Origin of the sequence: Sphingomonas eleionomae (assembly GCF_049889035.1) — a bacterium.
Lineage (GTDB): Bacteria > Pseudomonadota > Alphaproteobacteria > Sphingomonadales > Sphingomonadaceae > Sphingomonas.
The window spans coordinates 54,393-72,746 of sequence record NZ_JBLTWP010000003.1 but is presented as its reverse complement, the minus strand read 5'-3'; the positions used below and the strand labels follow the sequence as shown (position 1 = coordinate 72,746).

The window sequence follows — 18,354 nt, the reverse complement described above, 5'->3', positions numbered from 1 at the left end:
GCTTCGGGTGCCGTGCGTGCTTGCATGGGACATTTCGCCCGCATGTCCGCTGGCCCGCCGCTTGCCGCTCCACCGAAACTGTGACTTGATGGTGCCGGGAGGGGGGGGAGACACTGCATGACCTTGGCCAAACCGGACCGTATCCTGCGCTGGCACCTGGTGGTGATCGCGGCTCTTGCATCGGCCCATGTGGCGGTGATCGCCGCGGCCAGCATGGGGCATATGCGGCTGCTCGGCCTGCATCGTCAGTTCAGCCTGGTGCAGGAAAGCAATATCCCCACCACCATCGCCGCGCTGGCGCTGATCATGGCCGCCATCCTTGCCGGCATCGTCAGCCGCCTTGAAACCAGAGCGGTCTGGCGGCGCGGCTGGCTCGGGGTCGCGATCGCCCTCGCCTTCATGGCCATTGATGAAGCGGCACAGGTGCACGAGATGTTTTCGCTGATCTCCCTCGGCTCGATGGAGGGAAACGAACACAGCTACAACTGGGTCGCGGCCTATGCGGCCTTCACCCTGATCGTGGGCCTCTATTTCTTTCACTTCTGGCTCAGCCTGCCGCCCGGCATCAAATCCGGCCTGGCGCTGGCCGGCGGCATCTTCGTCGCCAGCGCGATCGGCATGGAAATCGTCGAAATGGCGATCCTGCACCTGTACGGCGTCGGCATCTTCTACACCGCGACCGGCCAGCTGGTTCTGTTTGTCGAGGAAGTGGGGGAAATGATCGGCGTCGCGGTTGCCAATTACACCATCCTCCGGCGTCTGCACGCGCTGACGCCAGAGGGGGCAACCCTGCAATGGAGCCGCTGACGGCGGCACGCTGACCGGGCGGGCGGGCGTCAGCGCACCCCGTCCAGCCCGCCGCCCTGCGTCACCGTCGCCGGATAGGTCGGCGCAACCCGCGCCTTCGACGCCTGTTCATAGGCATGGCCCAGTTCCAGCAGCCGGCCGTCGGTCCACTTTGCGCCGATGAACGACAGGCCGGCGGGCAGGCCCTTTACCAGCCCCATCGGCACGGTCAGATGGGGATAGCCCGACACGGCGGGCAGCTGGCTGGCGCTGGGGCCGTTGAACTGGTCGCCGTAAACCGGGTCGGACAGCCAGGCCATGCCATAGCTTGGCGTCACGATCGCCGCCGCGCCCGCCTTGGCCAGCATGGTGTCGATCGCCTCGCTGGCCAGTTTCAGCGACTTGGCCCGTGCCTCGGCATATTTGGGGTCGGCTGTCCCGCCGGTCGCTTCCGCCGCCTCGAACGTGGATTGCGCGAAATAGCGCAGTTCGGTGTCGGCATTGGCCTTGTTGAACGCAATCGCGTCCGCCAGCGTGCGGATCTTCACGCTGTCCGGCGTCGTTGCCAGATAGGCGGCAAGGTCGCTTTTCAGCTCCATCAACAGGACGTTGAACTCCGCCTCGCCCAGTCCCTCGGTCGCCGGCCGCTCGACGGGGATCAGCTCCGCGCCCTGCGCCTTCAGGATCGCGAGTTGCGCGTCGAACTGCGCCGCCAGCGCCGCGCCCATTTGCGGGCGCAGCACGGCCAGCTTCACGCCCTTCAGGCTGGCCTTGGTCCAGTCGGGGGTCAGCGCGTCGCGCTTCGCATCCGCCTCTTTCGTCGCGGCATCGGCCGGATCGGTGCCGATCATGCCGGAAAACAGCGCGGCGGCATCCTTGACGCTGCGCGCCATCGGCCCGGGCGTATCCTGGCTATGGCTGATCGGCACGACATGGGTGCGGCTGATCGCGCCCAGCGTGGGTTTCAGGCCGACCAGGCCGTTGATGCTGCTGGGGCATACCACCGACCCGTCGGTTTCGGTGCCCACGCCCACCGCGCCCAGGCTGGCGGCGATGGCCGATCCGGTGCCGCTCGACGAACCACAGGCGGTGCGGTCCAGCGCGTATGGATTGCGCACCAGCCCGCCGACCGCGCTCCACCCGCTCATCGAATCATTGTCGCGGATGTTCGCCCATTCGGACAGGTTGGTCTTGCCCAGGATGATCGCGCCCGCCGCGCGCAGCCGGGCGACCAGCGGCGCGTCGCGCCCGGTGACATTGTCCTTCAGCGCCAGGCTGCCCGCCGTCGTCGCATTCTCCGCCGTCTCGATATTGTCCTTGATCAGCACGGGGATGCCGAACAACGGCCCGCGCGCGATGCGCAGCCGCCGGTCGCGATCTGCCTTTTTCGCCTGTTCCAGCGCCTTCGGATTGATGGCGATCACGCTGCGCAGGCTTGGCCCGGCGCGGTCCATCATGCGGATGCGCTCCAGATACCCCTGAACCAGCTGTTCGCTGGTCAGCTCGCCCCTGGCCAGCATCGCCTGCAATTCATCGATGCTCTTCTCGCCCACTTTCAGCGCGGTCGGGGGCAGTTCCTTCAGCACGATGTCCGCCGATTGCGCATGTGCAGCGATCGGCATGGCGGCAAGGGACAAGGCGGCAGCGACGATTGAAACACGCATGAAAACCCCCGAATCGATGATTTGTGACAGGCTAGGGTCGCTGGACGCCCCCCGCAATCGCCCTGCTGCAATGATTTCGTCATCGCCCCTTCGCTGCGGCGCAATGTTGGTCGCGCAGGGGCGACCGACAACAAGCCAACACAATAAACGGGGAATCAATCAATGGGTCATCGCCTTGCCCGCGTCGCGCTTGCGACGCTGCTCGTCACCACTGCCTCCGCCGCGCTCGCCCAGCCGATGGTCGATCCGCAACCGGCCGATGACACCGCAACGAACGACACCGATATCATCGTGTCGGCGCAAAAGACCGATCAGCGGCTGGTCGATGTGCCGATCACCATTTCGGCCAATTCGGGCGAGCGGATGCGCGAGCTTGGCGTGCAGGATCTGGACGAGCTGTCCAACTATGTCCCCGGCCTCAATGTGCAGGAGCAGAGCGCGAACAATCCCGGCATCGTCATCCGGGGCATCACCTCGGACAGCGGCTCCGCGCAACAGGGGCCGCGCGTCTCGCTCTATTACAATGGCGTCGACATCTCCCGCTCGCGCGGTTCCTATCAGGCAGTCTATGACCTTGAGCGGATCGAGGTGGTGAAGGGACCGCAGGCGACCCTGTTCGGCACCGCGTCCACCATCGGCGCGATCAGCATGATTTCCGCCCGGCCGCGTCCCGGCTTTTCCGGCGAACTGTCGGGCAGCTACGGCAATTTCAACGCCTGGCGCGTGGCCGGCTTCGTCAATGCCGGCAATGACGTGATCGCCGGCCGCGTCGCGTTCGAGGTGAAGCAGCGGGACGGCTATGTCGAAAATCTCGCCCCGAACCAGGATGATCTGTACGCGCAGGATCAGCTTGGCGTGCGCGGCTCGCTGCGCTTCACGCCGACCGATGCCTTCACCGCCGATCTGATCCTCACCTATGATCAGCAGCGCAATTCCGGCACGCCCTTCATCTCGCGCGCGCTGGCGCCCGGCAATCCGTTCGGCGCGGCCTGGCTGGGCGGATCGCCCCGCTCGCTCGCGGATCTGGGTGCGGAAAAGCTCGGCCTCAACCGCGAAGTCTATGACGCGAACCTGACGCTTGCCTGGGACATCGCCGACGACTGGACGCTGACCCTGGTCAATGGCTATCGCAAGTTCGACAGCCTCGAAATCTTCGATGCCGACGGTTCCGCCGCGCCGTTCCTGGAGTTTGCGGAACTGGCCAAGGGGTGGCAGGTCAATCAGGAAACCCGCTTCGCCTATCAAAGCGATCTGTTCCGCGGCTCGTTCGGCTTCAACTATTTCCTTGAGGACAGCATTCAGAACGTGCCCTTTTCGGGCGAGGAAGGGGTGTTTGCCCAGTGTCTGACGCGCGCGCTGGTGCCGGGCCTTGGCTGTGTCGATGCGGCCGGCAATCCGGTATCGACGGGCGTTACCGCGCTCGTCACCGGCGGCGCGCTGACCGCCGTGCCCTATCGTTCGGTCTTTGAAAATCAGGGCCGCAATGCCAGCTATTCGATGTTCTTCGATGGCACGCTGATCCCCGCTTCCTGGATCGAGCTGACCGCCGGGGTCCGCTTCCTGATCGAGGAACGGCAGTCCGGCTTCTTCGCATCGGCCCCGCGCCCGCAACTGCTGACGCAGATCCCGCCGCTGCTCGCCGCCGTGCCCAGCTTCCGCGTCTCGCTCGTCCCCGGACAGGTCGATACCCGCGGCCAGACATTCGAGGCAGAGGGCAATTTCGCCGCCGTGCTGCCGCGCTTCAACGTGCTGCTGCGCGCCAGCGACGATGTGAACCTGTACGCCACCATCTCGCAGGGCCGCCGGTCCCCGGTGGTTCAGGTCGGCGCCCGCAACGGCGCCCTCGGCCCGGAACGCGCCCTGTCGATCATCGATGAGGAAACCGTCTGGAATTACGAAGGCGGGATCAAGGGCGCGTTCGGCCCGTTGTCCGGCACCCTTGGCGTCTATTATCAGCAGTATAAGGGCTTTCAGGTCAGCGTCGTCGATCCCGACGGCATCACCCGCACCCGCAGCGCGGGCAATGCCAGCAATTTCGGGGTGGAGGCAGAGGTGCAGCTGCGCGCCACCGACTGGCTGACGGTGTTCGGCAACGGCGCCTATATCGATGCCAAGATCGAGGAAAGCTCGGCGCTGACCCCCGCCTTTTCGGGCGCGCGCTTCCGCCTTCAGCCAGAGGTTCAGGCGGCGGGCGGGTTCACCATCGACGCGCGCATCGGCGATGTCCGCGTCTTTGCCACGCCCACCGTCACCTATCGCTCGCAGATCTTTTTCGAAGTGCCGAACAACCCGCTGATCAGCCAGCCGGGCGTCACCCTGTTCAACGCCCGCGCCGGGATCAGCTTTGCCGACGACCGGTACGAGGTCGCGGTGTTCGGCCGCAACCTCAGCGACGAGGATTATCTGCTCGATGCCGGCAATACCGGCGGCGCGTTCGGCATCCCCACCTTCATCCCCGCCGAGCCCCGCTTCTACGGCGTGCAGCTGACCGGCCGGTTCTAAGGATCGCATGATTTCAGTCTGAACCGTCATTGCGCGCCCTCCGACTGCCACAGGCAAGGCAGTCAAAGGGCGCGCCATGACGGCACGGGTCAATCCAACGGCATCCGGGTGCAGGATCGCTCCGCTCCTTACCCCCCTCGTTCGTCCTGAGCCCGTCGAAGGATGCTGCCCTACGCCTTGACCAGTGGGATACGTTCTTCGACAGGCTCAGGACGAGCGAGTTGGGGGACGAGCCTGCGGTGTGGGCGCGCTCCGCCCCGATCCCTCCACTGCCCCGTCCACATCAAAATATTTTTCGTTCCCTGCCCGTTCCCTTGCCCCGTCCAAAAGCCAAGGAAGGTCCGCGCGTCGCGGCACACGCGTTGTCGGGCCGGTCCACGACCCGAGTCTTTTTAGCGACGAATTGAGTCCCTAAAAGGTCATTTACCGACTTGCTTCGAAGCGCGATTAGCCACAATCTGTTGTGGTCGCTTGTGGGGGCAAGCCCAAGCACTGGTATTTTCGGAACCGCAGGGTTATCTTGCGGACCGGCCATGCTCGCGCAGTGACGGGTCAGGTTGATCACTTTTTGTTCTCGCGCGCGGCGATCGGTGATAGCATCGGCCTTCGCTGCCCGAGTCGGACGAACCGCTGGATTATGATGGGGCAGGCAATGGATTTCAGGGATACTCAGGAAACCGAAATGACAGAAACCGCCACCCTGGAACCGGCTGCGGCCGCCACTGAATCGACGCGCGTCGACCCGCGCCCCTATGCGCTGGAGGTCGATCATTCGCGCGATGCGCTGCTGACCGATTTCGGCAAGGAAACGCTGAAGGACCGCTATCTGCTGCCGGGCGAAAGCTATCAGGACCTGTTCGTCCGCGTCGCCTCCGCCTATGCCGACGATGCCGCGCACGCCCAGCGGCTCTACGACTATATCTCGCGCCTGTGGTTCATGCCCGCCACCCCCGTGCTGTCCAATGGCGGCACCGGCCGCGGCCTGCCGATCAGCTGCTATCTCAATTCCGTGCCCGACAGCCTGGAAGGGATCGTCGCCACCTGGAACGAGAATGTGTGGCTCGCCTCGCGCGGCGGCGGCATCGGCACCTATTGGGGCACGGTGCGCGGCATCGGCGAACCCGTCGGCCTCAATGGCAAGACCAGCGGCATCATCCCGTTCGTCCGCGTGATGGACAGCCTGACGCTCGCCATCAGCCAGGGGTCGCTGCGCCGCGGCTCGGCCGCCTGCTATCTCGACATCAGCCATCCGGAGATCGAGGAGTTCCTCGAAATCCGCAAACCCTCGGGCGATTTCAACCGCAAGGCGCTGAACCTGCACCATGGCGTGCTGATCCCCGACGCCTTCATGGAAGCGGTGCGTGATGGCGCCGAATGGGAACTGAAGTCGCCCAAGGACGGCAGCGTGCGCGGCAAGGTCGATGCGCGCGGCCTGTTCCAGAAGCTCGTCGAAACCCGCCTCGCCACGGGTGAGCCGTACATCGTGTTCAGCGACCATGTGAACCGCACGATGCCCAAGCATCACCGCGATCTGGGTCTGAAGGTCACGACCTCGAACCTGTGCGCCGAAATCACGCTGCCCACGGGCCGCGATCACCTTGGCAACGACCGCACGGCCGTCTGCTGCCTCTCCTCGCTCAACCTCGAAACCTGGGACGAGTGGGAAGGCGACAAGCGGTTCATCGAGGACGTGATGCGCTTCCTCGACAACGTCCTGACCGACTATATCGAGCGCGCGCCCGACGAAATGGCCCGCGCCCGCTATTCGGCCAGCCGCGAACGCTCGGTCGGCCTTGGCGTCATGGGTTTCCACTCCTTCCTTCAGGCCCGCGGCCTGCCGATGGAAGGGGCGATGGCCAAGATGTGGAACCTGCGCATCTTCAAGCACGTCAATGCTCAGGTGAACGAAGCATCGATGAACCTGGCGGTCGAGCGCGGCCCCTGCCCCGACGCGGCCGACATGGGCGTGATGGAGCGGTTTTCCTGCAAGATGGCGATTGCGCCCACCGCGTCGATCAGCATCATCTGCGGCGGCACCTCGGCCTGTATCGAACCCATTCCGGCCAATATCTACACGCACAAGACGCTGTCGGGCAGCTTTTCGGTCCGCAATCCCTATCTGGAAAAGCTGCTGATCGAGAAATCGAAGAACAGCGAAGGCGTCTGGTCCTCGATCCTGGAGCGCGGCGGCTCGGTCCAGCATCTCGACTTCCTCTCGCCAGAGGAAAAGGACGTGTTCAAGACCAGCTTCGAGATCGACCAGCGCTGGATCCTCGAACTGGCGGGCGACCGCGCGCCGTTCATCGATCAGGCACAGTCGCTGAACCTGTTCATCCCGGCGGACGTGGAAAAATGGGATCTGCTCATGCTCCACTTCCGCGCGTGGGAACTGGGCATCAAGTCGCTCTACTATCTCCGCTCCAAATCGGTGCAGCGCGCCGGTTTCGCCGGCGGCGTAGAGGCGGACAACACGATCGAAAAGCCGACCTTCGACTTGGGCGAAACCACCGACTACGACGAATGCCTGGCGTGTCAGTAAGGTGATCCAAACGGCGCGCCTCGATCCTTCTTCCTCCTCTCCCCTTGTGGGAGAAGAAGGGGCCCGCGCGGCGCAGCCGCGTGGGAAGGATGAGGGGTGGGCGCTATCGACGCCCGCGCCCTCTCTATCGCGGCCCTCCCCCTCACCCCGCGCCGCTGCGCGGCTTGCCCCTCTTTCGGTGGGAGAGGGGATGTGAAGCGTAACGCCCGCAACCTTGCCACCCTTGCGCTGCTCCTCACCCTCGCCGCCTGCGCGCGGCAGGTGGATACGGCGGTTCAGCCGGATGCCCCCGGCATCCTGCTCGGCGTGTGGCACGGCTTCATCTTCCCGGTCGCCTGGGTCGCCTCGCTGTTCCTGCCCGATGTCGCCATTTATGCCGTGCCGAACAATGGCGGCTGGTATGATTTCGGCTATTTCCTGGGCATCTGCGTGTTCGGCGTCGGTGCGCGCGGCGGGACCAAGGTGATCTATCGCACCCGCACCGTCCCTGCCCGGCGCGGCACCGTGATCGAGAATGATCCGCGATGACCCGCGCGCTCGCCATTCAGGCCGGTGTGGCCGGGCTGTCGGGGATCGCCGGTATCGCCCTGCTGGTCCGCGCCCGCCGTGCCGCCGGCGCACCCGCGCGCTATGGTCAGTTCATCGCCGGCACCATGGCGTTGATGCTCGGCATCGCGCTCACCGGCTTTGCCGTGATGGTGGCCGTCGCATGACCATCCATCCGCTCATTCTGGTCGGCGCGGTTCTGGCTGTCTTCGGCGCAGTATTTGCCTTTCTGCTTGGGCCAAAGCTTGCCGCCCGCCCGGCGGTGGCCGGCCGACAACCTCTGCCGATCGCCTTCTTCAGGGCGATCGGCGTGACCGAAATCGTGGTGGGCCTTATCCTGGTCGCCGTTGGTTATCTGAATTCATAAGTTCCGGAGCAATTCCATGTCCCTTCTCGAAGCCCGCAAGACCTACAAGCCGTTCGAATATCCCTGGGCCTATGAGTTCTGGAAGCGTCAGCAGCAGATCCACTGGATGCCGGAGGAAGTGCCGCTGGGCGAGGATTGCCGCGACTGGGCGCAAAAGCTGACCGATCATGAGCGCAACCTGCTGACGCAGATCTTCCGCTTCTTCACACAGGCCGATGTCGAGGTGCAGGATTGCTACCACGACAAGTATGGCCGCGTGTTCAAGCCGACCGAGATCAAGATGATGCTCGCCGCCTTTTCCAACATGGAAACGGTGCACATCGCCGCCTATTCGCACCTGCTTGACACGATCGGGATGCCCGAAAGCGAATATGGCATGTTCCTCGAATATGCCGAAATGAAGGACAAGCACGACTATCTGCAGAAGTTCGGCGTCGACAATGACGAGGATATTGCCAAGACGCTGGCCATGTTCGGCGGCTTTACCGAGGGGCTTCAGCTTTTCGCCTCCTTCGCCATGCTGATGAACTTCCCGCGCTTCAACAAGATGAAGGGCATGGGCCAGATCGTCAGCTGGTCGGTCCGCGACGAAAGCCTGCATTGCGAGGGGATCGTCCACCTCTTCCACGCTTTCGTGAAGGAGCGCGACTGCCTGACCAAGTCGGTCAAGGACGACATCATGGACATGTGCCAGACGACGGTGCGGCTGGAGGATGCGTTCATCGACCTCGCCTTTGAACAGGGCCCGGTCAACGGCATGACGCCAAAGGAGATCAAGAAGTATATCCGCTACATCGCCGACTGGCGCCTGGGCCAGCTGGGCATGAAGCCGATTTACCTGATCGACGAGCATCCCCTGCCCTGGCTCGCCCCGCTCTTGAACGGCGTCGAGCACGCCAATTTCTTCGAACAGCGCGCGACCGAATATTCCAAGGGCGCGACCCGCGGCAACTGGAACGACGTCTGGTCCAGCTTCGACAAGCGCCAGAAGGTCAAGCCGCCCGTCGCCAACGAAGATCCGGGCGAAAGCGGCGACATGTTCGCAGCAGCGGGCGTCGCGGCGGAGTAAGCTGAACGCCGCTTGGGCGGGGCACCACCCCGCCCATCGGCACCCTGCAAAGCCTGAGCATTCGGACTGCTGCCCGGCCGGCTCGCAATCTGTCATTTCTCGCCAGACGAGGTCGGGGCTGCATCGATCCGGCCCGGTGCCACTGTGCAATATCCTGTCGGCTGCCCGGAACAGACTGGCTATCTCCAACGCACCACTCGCCAGACCATGCGCAACCCGCCCGACCCCCGCCTTGTCAACGCTGTCAATTCCGGCCAATGAGAGCATCCGATAGGATGAAGGGGGACAGGATGCCGTTCAATCAGGCCGCGATGCGCGGCGTCATCGCGGCGGTTCTGCCGCTCGCCCTGCCCGCCTGCACATCGACGGATGCGCCGCCCGCCATGACCGCCGATCAGCGCGCAGCGATTGCCGGCGATCCTGCCTTCCGGGCGGCGAAGCTGACCCTTGCCGACATCCCCGCCCCCGCCGGCGCGGCGATCAACCTGTTCAACGGCCGCGATCTGTCCGGCTGGTCGCCATGGCTCGGCTATCCCGATCCGTCCGTCACCTACAACCCGGGTGCGCAGGACAGGCCGATCGGCGCGCCGCAGAATGCCGGGCAGCATTTCGGCGTCCGCATGGTCGATGGCGCGCCAGCGATCTGGATCAAGGGCGAAACATGGGGAAGCCTGCTTCATTCGGCCGATTTCGCCGACTATCATTTGCGGATGGAGTTCAAATGGGGCGACAAGACCTATGCCCCGCGCCTCACCGAGCCGCAGAATAACGGCCTGCTCTATCACAGCTACGGTCCGCAGGGTGCCGTATGGGGCACATGGGCACGATCGGCGGAATTCGAGATCATGAAGGGCTCGACCGGCATGATCGTGCCGGTCGGCGCTGGCGTAAAGGCGCGCACCACCGTCGGTTACGATCCTTCGATCCTCTACCCGCACCGGCGCTTCATGCCGGGCGGCCGCGACATCGACGTGATCGGCAACACCGCCGCCTGGAATGTCGAGGGGCATAGCGACCGGGAAAGGCCGGTCGGCCAGTGGAATGTGCTCGACCTCTATGTGCTGGGCGACCGTGCCGTCCATGTCGTGAACGGGGTGCCGGTGATGGCGGTGCGCGATCTGGCGACGGTGGATGCGGACGGCAATCGCCGACCGCTCAACCGGGGCCGCATCCAGTTCCAGTCCGAAGGTGCCGAAACGTATCTGCGCAACATCACGGTGACCCCGATCCGATCACTGCCGCGCATCGTCTCCGCGCCTTAGGAGCGGGCAGACGCCCTCGATCCGCGCTGTCCTACAGCGGCCGGACAATGGCAGGACGGGCGCATGGCGCTTCGTCCACGCTCATCGTCCGAACGACCCCGTCCTGCGGGCTGTCAGCTATGGCGGCTGGCCGGGTTGACACCTGTCACCCCCCGCACAAACCACCCCATTTGTGTCAAAACTGTCAAACGACCTGACAACTTCCGCTCAGCACCAGGGGCGCCGCGCCTCGCCATTGTTCGGCCGGGCCAGCCCCTCGCGGACCAGCACGTCGCCCACCGACTGGCCGCCGACCACCAGCCGCCGCAGCTTGCGCCCATTGCGGTCCGCATCGCGCTTGCCCGCCTGCACCGTCACCGGCCCTGCGTTGAGCAGCGCCTGCAACCGCAACGTCGCCCGCTCGCCCAGCGCCGCCTCCCGCGCGCATCGTGGCGGATGCGTCTCCGGCGCGTCGATATCCGCCAGCCGGATCTTCATGCCCCCCATCCAGATCGTATCGCCATCGACAACGCAATTGGTGCCACCGCCATCGGTGCACAGCGCGAAATAGGCGCGCTGCCCGCTCGCCACCTCGCGCCAGTTCTCGGCATACCAGCCCAGGGGAAAGCGCAGCGCGATCAGGATCAGCAGCAGCACCGCCAGCACGCCCAGCCGCGCCCACAGCGTCGCCCGCCGCCGCCGCCCCGCCCGGTGCTGACCGATATCGGGAAAACGCGCATCGTACCGGCTCCGCCGCTTCATCAACGCCCTGCCGCCTTGCTCACGCCACCGCCATCCACTGGCTGGGGAATGGCACAGCCAGCGCGATGGCGGCGGCCGCATCGCCGGTCAGCCACATGTCATAGGCATCTTCGGCCAGGATCACGGGCATCGCCTTGGGGTGCAGCGGCGCAACCAGCGGATTGGGTTCGCACGTCAGGAACGCGAACACCCGCCCCGCCTCGCTGGGTCGCCACACCCCGGCAAAGGCTGCAGCGGGGCGGCCGGTGACGGTAAACCACCATTCCGCCGGACGGCCCGTCGCCGCATCCTTGCCGGGGCGCGGCTCGGCAAAGCGGCTGAACGGCACCAGGCACCGACGCTCCGGCGCGGCGATCATCCCGCGCCAGAACGGACTGGCCAGGTTGCGGACATTGGTCACATGCTTGGTGACAGTGGTGCCGGGCCGCTTGCCGGGCAGGGTCAACGGTACGCCCCATCGCATCGCATCGATCCGGCGCACGCCGTCCTCGATCCGCGCCACCAGGCCCGTGCCCTTTGGCCACACATCGGTTGCGTCCATCGCCTCGGCCAGATCATCGGTGATCCGGTGACCGTCGGGGTCGGGCAGGCTCCACCCGATATATTCGGCCCAGCTCTGGATCGCCTCGGGATGCTTCTGGTAATGATTGCACATCGCCGCGCCGCCTCCTCCGGCCGTTCAGCGCAGGCCCAGCGCCTTGTGGTTCTGCAGCGTCAGCCGCCAGCGCGGGCGCGCCATCGCCATCGCCACCGCCGCCTCGACATTCGCTGCCCCGCGCGCATCGTCCATCGGCTGGACCAGCAAATGGTCGAACGCCCATGTCTCCATCGCATCGACATCGGATCCCGGCTGCGGCCAGACCAGCTTCAGCTCGTTGCCCGACCGCTGCACCACCGTGCTGCCCGCCTTGGGGCTGACGCATACCCAATCGATGCCTGGCTCGACCGGCAACGTCCCGTTGGTTTCGATTGCAATCATGAACCCCCGGTCATGCAATGCCGCAACCAGCGCCGCATCCACCTGAAGCATCGGCTCGCCGCCGGTCAGCACGACGAACCGGCGCTCCGGCTCGCCGCCCCATTTCGCCGCCACCGCATCGGCCAGCGCCGCCGCATCGGCAAACTTGCCGCCGCCATCGCCATCGGTGCCGACAAACTCGGTGTCACAAAAGCGGCAGACCGCACTGGCCCGGTCCTGTTCGCGCCCCGACCACAGGTTGCACCCGGCAAAGCGGACGAACACCGCCCGCCTGCCCGCCTGCACCCCCTCGCCCTGCAGCGTCAGGAACATTTCCTTGACGGCATATCCCATCGTTCAGCCCCCGGGCCGCGTCGCATAGCGGGTGGGATCGGGCAGGCCCGCCTCCTCGAACCCCTTCATCCGCAGCCGGCAACTGTCGCACAGGCCGCAATGCAGGCCGCCCGGTGCGGGGTCGTAACACGACCAGCTCATGCCCGCGTCCACGCCCAGCGCGGCCGCCTCGCGCACGATATCGGCCTTGGTCATATGCTGCAGCGGGGCATGGATGCGGAACGGATGCCCGTCCACGCCCGCCTTGGTCGCCAGTTCGGCCAGCCCCTCGAACCCGGCAATGAACTCCGGCCGGCAATCGGGATAGCCCGAATAATCCAGTGCATTGACGCCGATGAACAGGTCGCGCGCGCCCGCTGCCTCGGCCCAGCCCAGCGCCAGGCTCAGGAAAATGGTGTTTCGGGCGGGCACATAAGTCACCGGGATTCCGGGGCCGACGCCATCCTTTGGCACGTCGATGTCGCTAGTCAGCGCGGATCCGCCGAACTGGCGAAGGTCGAGCGGCAGGATGATGTGCCGCTCCGCCCCCAGTGCCGCCGCGATCCGCCGGGCCGCAGCCAGCTCCACCTGATGCCGCTGGTTGTAATCGATGGACAGCGCCAGCAGGCGATACCCGTCCGCCCGCGCCCGCGCGGCAGACACCATGGAATCCAGGCCCCCGGACAACAGGGCAACGGCAATCGGCTGTTCGGTCATGACGCCCGTCGCTACGCCCAAGGCGCGCCGACCGCAACCACGCAAAAAAGGGCCGCCGAAGCGGCCCATTTGCTTGGGAACGTCAAAGGGGATGAACGTGCGATCCCTCGCACGCCGACCATCCTATGCCCTTCGCCTAAACGCCGGATTAACGGCCGCGCTTGGGCGCCGGGCATGCGCCGATCCGCCGCGCCTCCACGTTCAGCTGAAACGGAACGCCGTTCACCAACCCCTGCGTCTCGATCACCGCGGAACGCGGCGTCACCGCCCGAATGGTGGTATGCCCCTCTCCGGTGCCGGGGCACAGGTAATGCACCGTCGTTTCCTGCATGTCGTCGGTCATCAACTGCTGCCGACACGCCACGCCGGCATGACGGATCTGGATCAGCTGAGTGCGATCGCCGATGCACACCAGCCGGCGGCTGGGCGTATCTCCCCGCTCGACCAGTTCCCATTGGCCCGCTTCAAGCGATGCCAAAACCCCCGGCGCAGCGGCGGGAACGGCCGCCATCACGCCAGTGGCACCCAGCATGAAGCCGCCCGGAGCCGCCATCCATCGCCGGCGCTGCATCATCGCCATGCTCCTGCCCATCCTGCCAGTCGTTGCGACTATACCCGATACTGCCCCGTCCGGCGCGGCAAAAATCCGGAGGTCACACCGCCAGATCGGCCGGCACCGGAAACTTGCGTGCGCAAAAGGCGCAATCGACGGTAATCACGCCCTGCTCATCGGCCATGTGTGCACGATCCTCGACCGGGAACTTCGCGATCACCTGACCGATATAGTCGGCATTGCAGCGGCACCCCCTGGACAGGTCGACCGCCGCCAGCGTGCGCACTTCCCGCTCCTCGTTGAACAGGCGCCAGATCAGCGTTTCGAACGATGCCGACAGGTCGGTCAGCTCGTCCGCGCCCATGGTCGCGGCCAGCGTCTCGACATGCTGCCATTCAGGGTGATCGTCGCGCACGTGCAGGCGCTCGCGCCCTTCCTCGCCCTCCGGCAGATGCTGCAGGAACAGGCCGCCACCGATCATGCCGCCATCCGCACCGCGCGCCACCGCCAGCCGGATCAGGCTGGGGATCTGTTCCGATTGCAGGAAATAGCTTTGCGCCGCATCGGCCAGCGTCGCACCGTCCAGCGGCACGATGCCCTGATACCGCTCGCCCGTCGCCGCCTGGTCGAACGTGATCGCCAGATAGCCGGTGCCGAATAGCGCCATCAGCGTCGGATCGCCCGGCGCCTCGGCCAGCCGGTCGGCGTCATATTGCACATAGCCGCGCACGGCCCCGCCCTGGTAATCGCAGACCAGCAACGACACGATACCGCTTTCCGTCTGCGCCTGCAGGGTCAGCTGCCCGCCCGCATCCTTAAGCGTGGAGCCAAGCAGCGCGGTCAGCACCAGCGCCTCCGCCAGCAGCTTTTCGATCGCCGGCGGATAGGCATGGGCGGCCAGGATCTCGTCCATCACCGGGCCAAGCCGCGCGATACGGCCGCGGGCATGGCGATCCGGCAGGGTGAAACCGATCGCGCGATCGAGATCGGGGGACTGGGTGTCGGTCACGGGGGTTCTCCGCCATTCGCGTCGGGCGAACGGGTTAAGGACTGTTGGGCGCGATATAGTGAAGCAAGATTATTGCTTCAACTCACCCCAACTGGCCGAAGCACCAGCGAAGGACGGACTTCTGGGCGTGCAGGCGGTTCTCCGCCTCCGGCCAGATGCGCGATTGCGGCCCGTCGATCACGGCATCGGTCACTTCCTCGCCGCGATGCGCGGGCAGGCAGTGCAGAAAGATCGCATCGCCCTTTGCCTTTGCCATCAGCGCCTCGGTCACCTGATACGGCATCATCGCCGCCAGCTTGGCCTCGGCATGGGCCTGTCCCATGGAAATCCAGGTGTCGGTCACGATGACGTCGGCGCCGCTGGCGGCCTCCGCCGGATCGCAGGTCACGCGGGCGCGGCCATTCGCGGCGGCCAGCACGGCCGGGTCGGGATCATATCCCGCCGGACAGGCAGCGACGACGTCGAACTGCATAAGGCCGCCCGCCTCGACGATCGAATGAAGGACGTTGTTGCCGTCGCCCAGCCACGCGACCTTCAGGCCGGGCAGCGTCTTTCCCGCCTCGATGATGGTCAAAAGGTCCGCCATGATCTGGCACGGATGCGACTGGTCGGTCAGGCCATTGATGACCGGGACCGAGGCGTATTCGGCCATCTCCATCAACTTGGCATGATCGTCAGTGCGCACCATGATCGCGTCGCAGTAACCGGACAGGACCCGGGCGGTATCCGCCACCGTCTCGCCGCGGCCAAGCTGGCTGGTGCCCGCATCCAGGATCACCGGCGTCCCGCCCAGCTGGCGGATCGCGATGTCGAACGACACGCGGGTGCGCGTCGAATTCTTTTCGAACACCATGGCCAAAGTGCGCCCGGCCAGCGGCGCATCGGGATCGGGCGCGCTCTTGGGCAAGCCGGCCCGCGCCCGCTTGCGGTCCAGCGCGTCGGCCAGCATCGCGGCAATGGCATCGGGTCCGGCATCGGACAGGTCGGTAAAGTGACGAACGGTCATGAAAGAATGCTCCTGCGAAAGCAGGAGCCCAGCGTAGCAAGGGTGCGCCGCTGGGCTCTGGGTCCCTGCGCTGGCAGGAACGCCATGGGGTTCAGGCAGCGACAGGCAGCGCGTAGCTGCGGGCGGCGGCGCTCATCTTTTCCACCGCCTCGGCGATATGGCTTTCCTCGATCACCAGCGGGGGCAGGATACGGACGACATTCTCGCCCGCCGCCACGGTCAACAGGCCGTGATGGTCGCGCATATGGGCCACGAAATCGCGCGCAACCGCCGGTTCCTTCAGCTTGACGCCCGCCATCAGGCCCAGCCCGCGCAGTTCGCCGAACAGGTGATCATGGTTGGGGATCATCTGCGACAGCGATGCGCGCAGCCGGTCGCTCATCGCGCTGACATGCTCGAGGAACCCCGGCTCCAGCATCACGTCGAGGATCGCGTTGCCCGCCGCCATGGCCAGCGGATTGCCGCCATAGGTGGAACCATGCGTGCCGGCGACCATGCCCTTGGCCGCTTCCTCCGTGGCCAGGCACGCGCCCAGCGGAAACCCGCCGCCAATGCCCTTTGCCGACGCCAGAATGTCGGGCTTCACGCCATAATGCTCATGCGCCCAGAACTTGCCCGTGCGGCCATATCCGCACTGCACCTCGTCCAGCACCAGCAGCAGACCATGCTCGTCCGCCGCCTTGCGCAGCCCCTGGATGAACGCTTCCGTGCCGGCGGCAACGCCGCCTTCGCCCTGCACCGTTTCGACCAGGAACCCGGCGGTATGATCGTCGATCAGCGCCAGCGCGGCATCCAGGTCGTTGAACGGGGCATAGGCGAAACCGGGCAGCAGCGGCTCGAACCCGTCGCGCATCTTGGCCTGATTGGTCGCGCTGATCGTGCCCAGCGTCCGCCCGTGAAAGGCGTTGTTGAACGTGATCAGCGTGTGCCGCTGCGGATTGCCATTGGCGTAGTGATAACGGCGCGCGGTCTTGATCGCGCATTCCACCGCCTCTGCACCCGAATTGGTGAAGAACACCGTGTCGGCAAAGCAGTTGTCGACGATCCGCTTGGCCAGCGCCTCGCCCTGCGGCGATCCATACAGGTTGCTGACGTGCATCAGCGTGGCCGCCTGTTCCTGGATCGCCTTGATCAGGTGCGGATGGCTGTGGCCCAGCGCGTTGACCGCGATGCCGCTGGCGAAATCCAGATACCGCTCGCCACGTTCGCCGATCAGGTAGCAGCCCTCGCCTCGCACCGGACGCACATCGCACCGCGGGTAAACGGGCATGAGCGGGGTGATAGTCATGGGAACTGCTCCTCCTTCAAACGAAACGGGTCGAACGGGACTCCGGTCAGAACGAAAAAAGGCGGCCCATTCCGGCCGCCCGGAGCGGGGATTTACAGGGATCGGCCATGGCGCGTCAACACCGCGTCAGTTCTTCGTCTTCCACCCGCTGCGCAACAGGGCATAGGCCGCGACCGCCATGGCGATATTGATCGCCAGCAGAAGCGCCGCGCCCAGCGTCACGTTCGAATCCGCGCGTTCCAGAAACCCGTAGCGAAAGCCGGAGATGATATAGAAAAACGGATTGCCATGGCTGATCGCGCGGAACGTCGGGGACAGCGCCTCCACCGAATAAAAGGTGCCGGAAAGCAGGGCGAGCGGCGCGACCACGAAATTGGTGACCGCAGCTGCATGATCGAACTTTTCCGCCCAGATCGACGTCATCACGCCCATCAGCGCCAGCAGGATGGAGCCCATCAGCCCGAACCAGATCATCGCCAGCGGATGGCGCGGCCACACGTCGACGCCCCAGACGGCCATCGCGATCCACACCGCGCCGCCGACCAGCACCGCGCGCGTCACTGCCCCGCCGACCAGCGCGGCCAGCAGCTCGGCGGTGGAAAGAGGAGGCATCAGATAATCGACGATCGTGCCCTGAATTTTGCCCACCAGCAGCGAAAAGCTGGAATTGGCGAACGCGTTCTGCAGCATCCCCATCACGATCAGGCCAGGCGCGATAAACTCTGCAAAGGGCACGCCCATCACCTGCCGCCCCGATCCGCCCAGCGCGACGGTGAAAATGATGAGAAAGAGCAAGGTGGTGACCGCCGGCGCCCAGATCGTCTGGAGCTGCACCTTGAAGAAACGGCGCACCTCCTTGATATACAGGGTCTTGAGGCCACCCCAGTTGACCTGACGAATCACCGCGACGCCCGGCTCTGGCAGCATGGGCGGGACAAAGGGACGATTTTCGGGCTGGTCGTGCATGGCGCCTTCGCCTAGTCGGATGGGATAACGCCTGCAAGTTAGGCGATG

Annotated in this window: 18 protein-coding genes; 8 read left to right on the top strand and 10 right to left on the bottom strand. The window is 65.4% G+C overall.

The window, feature by feature from the left end; all coding sequences use genetic code 11:
- Nucleotides 1-117: 117 nt before the first annotated feature.
- Nucleotides 118-807 (top strand): hypothetical protein, encoded by a 690-nt coding sequence (locus tag ACNI3Q_RS08505; RefSeq protein ID WP_426275778.1) that lies wholly within the window; start codon nucleotides 118-120, stop codon nucleotides 805-807.
- Between the two features lie 29 nt (nucleotides 808-836).
- Here ACNI3Q_RS08505 and ACNI3Q_RS08500 read toward each other — a convergent pair whose 3' ends face one another.
- Entirely contained in the window at nucleotides 837-2,450 is a 1,614-nt protein-coding gene (locus ACNI3Q_RS08500) for an amidase (protein ID WP_426275776.1), read from the bottom strand.
- 162 nt (nucleotides 2,451-2,612) lie between these two features.
- On the opposite strand from ACNI3Q_RS08500, the gene ACNI3Q_RS08495 reads away from it, so the two are divergent.
- The 7 genes from ACNI3Q_RS08495 to ACNI3Q_RS08465 all read left to right on the top strand — a co-directional run bounded on the left by ACNI3Q_RS08495 (nucleotide 2,613) and on the right by ACNI3Q_RS08465 (nucleotide 10,735).
- On the top strand, nucleotides 2,613-4,952 hold the full coding sequence (locus ACNI3Q_RS08495) for a TonB-dependent receptor (protein WP_426275774.1): 2,340 nt from the start codon (nucleotides 2,613-2,615) through the stop codon (nucleotides 4,950-4,952).
- A gap of 652 nt (nucleotides 4,953-5,604) precedes the next feature.
- Nucleotides 5,605-7,491, top strand: a complete 1,887-nt coding sequence (locus ACNI3Q_RS08490; protein ID WP_426275772.1) for a ribonucleoside-diphosphate reductase subunit alpha — start codon at nucleotides 5,605-5,607, stop codon at nucleotides 7,489-7,491.
- 192 nt (nucleotides 7,492-7,683) lie between these two features.
- Entirely contained in the window at nucleotides 7,684-8,019 is a 336-nt protein-coding gene (locus ACNI3Q_RS08485) for a hypothetical protein (protein ID WP_260021751.1), read from the top strand.
- Complete coding sequence (locus ACNI3Q_RS08480) at nucleotides 8,016-8,204, top strand: hypothetical protein (RefSeq protein ID WP_260021749.1); 189 nt, start codon at nucleotides 8,016-8,018, stop codon at nucleotides 8,202-8,204. The genes ACNI3Q_RS08485 and ACNI3Q_RS08480 overlap by 4 nt, the downstream gene beginning before the upstream one ends.
- Nucleotides 8,201-8,404 (top strand): hypothetical protein, encoded by a 204-nt coding sequence (locus tag ACNI3Q_RS08475; protein ID WP_426275769.1) that lies wholly within the window; start codon nucleotides 8,201-8,203, stop codon nucleotides 8,402-8,404. The genes ACNI3Q_RS08480 and ACNI3Q_RS08475 overlap by 4 nt, the downstream gene beginning before the upstream one ends.
- Before the next feature lie 16 nt (nucleotides 8,405-8,420).
- Nucleotides 8,421-9,473: a ribonucleotide-diphosphate reductase subunit beta gene (locus tag ACNI3Q_RS08470; RefSeq protein WP_260021747.1), complete on the top strand. Its 1,053-nt coding sequence runs from the start codon at nucleotides 8,421-8,423 to the stop codon at nucleotides 9,471-9,473.
- Nucleotides 9,474-9,763: 290 nt separating this feature from the next.
- Nucleotides 9,764-10,735, top strand: coding sequence for a 3-keto-disaccharide hydrolase (locus tag ACNI3Q_RS08465; RefSeq protein WP_426275767.1), 972 nt, complete (start codon nucleotides 9,764-9,766; stop codon nucleotides 10,733-10,735).
- Between the two features lie 207 nt (nucleotides 10,736-10,942).
- On the opposite strand, the gene ACNI3Q_RS08460 is transcribed toward ACNI3Q_RS08465, so the two are convergent.
- From ACNI3Q_RS08460 to ACNI3Q_RS08420, 9 genes are all read right to left on the bottom strand, one after another.
- The gene (locus ACNI3Q_RS08460; protein ID WP_426275765.1) at nucleotides 10,943-11,476 is read right to left on the bottom strand and encodes a thermonuclease family protein; all 534 of its coding nucleotides are present in this window, start codon (nucleotides 11,474-11,476) and stop codon (nucleotides 10,943-10,945) included.
- Between the two features lie 19 nt (nucleotides 11,477-11,495).
- A complete protein-coding gene (locus ACNI3Q_RS08455) occupies nucleotides 11,496-12,131 on the bottom strand; it encodes an SOS response-associated peptidase family protein (RefSeq protein WP_426275763.1) in 636 nt (211 codons plus the stop codon).
- Nucleotides 12,132-12,155: 24 nt separating this feature from the next.
- Nucleotides 12,156-12,788, bottom strand: a complete 633-nt coding sequence (queE, locus tag ACNI3Q_RS08450; RefSeq protein WP_426275761.1) for a 7-carboxy-7-deazaguanine synthase — start codon at nucleotides 12,786-12,788, stop codon at nucleotides 12,156-12,158.
- 3 nt (nucleotides 12,789-12,791) lie between these two features.
- Complete coding sequence (gene queC, locus ACNI3Q_RS08445) at nucleotides 12,792-13,484, bottom strand: 7-cyano-7-deazaguanine synthase QueC (protein WP_426275759.1); 693 nt, start codon at nucleotides 13,482-13,484, stop codon at nucleotides 12,792-12,794.
- 148 nt (nucleotides 13,485-13,632) lie between these two features.
- Nucleotides 13,633-14,064, bottom strand: a complete 432-nt coding sequence (locus ACNI3Q_RS08440; protein ID WP_426275757.1) for a DUF3617 domain-containing protein — start codon at nucleotides 14,062-14,064, stop codon at nucleotides 13,633-13,635.
- 73 nt (nucleotides 14,065-14,137) lie between these two features.
- Nucleotides 14,138-15,046 (bottom strand): Hsp33 family molecular chaperone HslO, encoded by a 909-nt coding sequence (gene hslO, locus ACNI3Q_RS08435; RefSeq protein WP_426275755.1) that lies wholly within the window; start codon nucleotides 15,044-15,046, stop codon nucleotides 14,138-14,140.
- 82 nt (nucleotides 15,047-15,128) lie between these two features.
- A complete protein-coding gene (argF, locus tag ACNI3Q_RS08430; RefSeq protein ID WP_426275753.1) occupies nucleotides 15,129-16,052 on the bottom strand; it encodes an ornithine carbamoyltransferase in 924 nt (307 codons plus the stop codon).
- Between the two features lie 91 nt (nucleotides 16,053-16,143).
- Nucleotides 16,144-17,340 (bottom strand): aspartate aminotransferase family protein, encoded by a 1,197-nt coding sequence (locus tag ACNI3Q_RS08425; protein ID WP_426275751.1) that lies wholly within the window; start codon nucleotides 17,338-17,340, stop codon nucleotides 16,144-16,146.
- 126 nt (nucleotides 17,341-17,466) lie between these two features.
- A complete protein-coding gene (locus ACNI3Q_RS08420; RefSeq protein WP_426275749.1) occupies nucleotides 17,467-18,306 on the bottom strand; it encodes an ABC transporter permease in 840 nt (279 codons plus the stop codon).
- Nucleotides 18,307-18,354 lie beyond the last annotated feature (48 nt).

What these genes read in the sequence shown, in the direction of transcription:
- ACNI3Q_RS08505 (WP_426275778.1), top strand. Translation starts at nt 118, where the DNA reads ATGACCTTGGCCAAACCGGACCGTATCCTGCGCTGGCACCTGGTGGTG.
- ACNI3Q_RS08500 (WP_426275776.1), bottom strand. Translation starts at nt 2,450, where the DNA reads ATGCGTGTTTCAATCGTCGCTGCCGCCTTGTCCCTTGCCGCCATGCCG.
- ACNI3Q_RS08495 (WP_426275774.1), top strand. Translation starts at nt 2,613, where the DNA reads ATGGGTCATCGCCTTGCCCGCGTCGCGCTTGCGACGCTGCTCGTCACC.
- ACNI3Q_RS08490 (WP_426275772.1), top strand. Translation starts at nt 5,605, where the DNA reads ATGGATTTCAGGGATACTCAGGAAACCGAAATGACAGAAACCGCCACC.
- ACNI3Q_RS08480 (WP_260021749.1), top strand. Translation starts at nt 8,016, where the DNA reads ATGACCCGCGCGCTCGCCATTCAGGCCGGTGTGGCCGGGCTGTCGGGG.
- ACNI3Q_RS08475 (WP_426275769.1), top strand. Translation starts at nt 8,201, where the DNA reads ATGACCATCCATCCGCTCATTCTGGTCGGCGCGGTTCTGGCTGTCTTC.
- ACNI3Q_RS08470 (WP_260021747.1), top strand. Translation starts at nt 8,421, where the DNA reads ATGTCCCTTCTCGAAGCCCGCAAGACCTACAAGCCGTTCGAATATCCC.
- ACNI3Q_RS08465 (WP_426275767.1), top strand. Translation starts at nt 9,764, where the DNA reads ATGCCGTTCAATCAGGCCGCGATGCGCGGCGTCATCGCGGCGGTTCTG.
- ACNI3Q_RS08460 (WP_426275765.1), bottom strand. Translation starts at nt 11,476, where the DNA reads ATGAAGCGGCGGAGCCGGTACGATGCGCGTTTTCCCGATATCGGTCAG.
- ACNI3Q_RS08455 (WP_426275763.1), bottom strand. Translation starts at nt 12,131, where the DNA reads ATGTGCAATCATTACCAGAAGCATCCCGAGGCGATCCAGAGCTGGGCC.
- queE (WP_426275761.1), bottom strand. Translation starts at nt 12,788, where the DNA reads ATGGGATATGCCGTCAAGGAAATGTTCCTGACGCTGCAGGGCGAGGGG.
- queC (WP_426275759.1), bottom strand. Translation starts at nt 13,484, where the DNA reads ATGACCGAACAGCCGATTGCCGTTGCCCTGTTGTCCGGGGGCCTGGAT.
- ACNI3Q_RS08440 (WP_426275757.1), bottom strand. Translation starts at nt 14,064, where the DNA reads ATGGCGATGATGCAGCGCCGGCGATGGATGGCGGCTCCGGGCGGCTTC.
- argF (WP_426275753.1), bottom strand. Translation starts at nt 16,052, where the DNA reads ATGACCGTTCGTCACTTTACCGACCTGTCCGATGCCGGACCCGATGCC.
- ACNI3Q_RS08425 (WP_426275751.1), bottom strand. Translation starts at nt 17,340, where the DNA reads ATGACTATCACCCCGCTCATGCCCGTTTACCCGCGGTGCGATGTGCGT.
- ACNI3Q_RS08420 (WP_426275749.1), bottom strand. Translation starts at nt 18,306, where the DNA reads ATGCACGACCAGCCCGAAAATCGTCCCTTTGTCCCGCCCATGCTGCCA.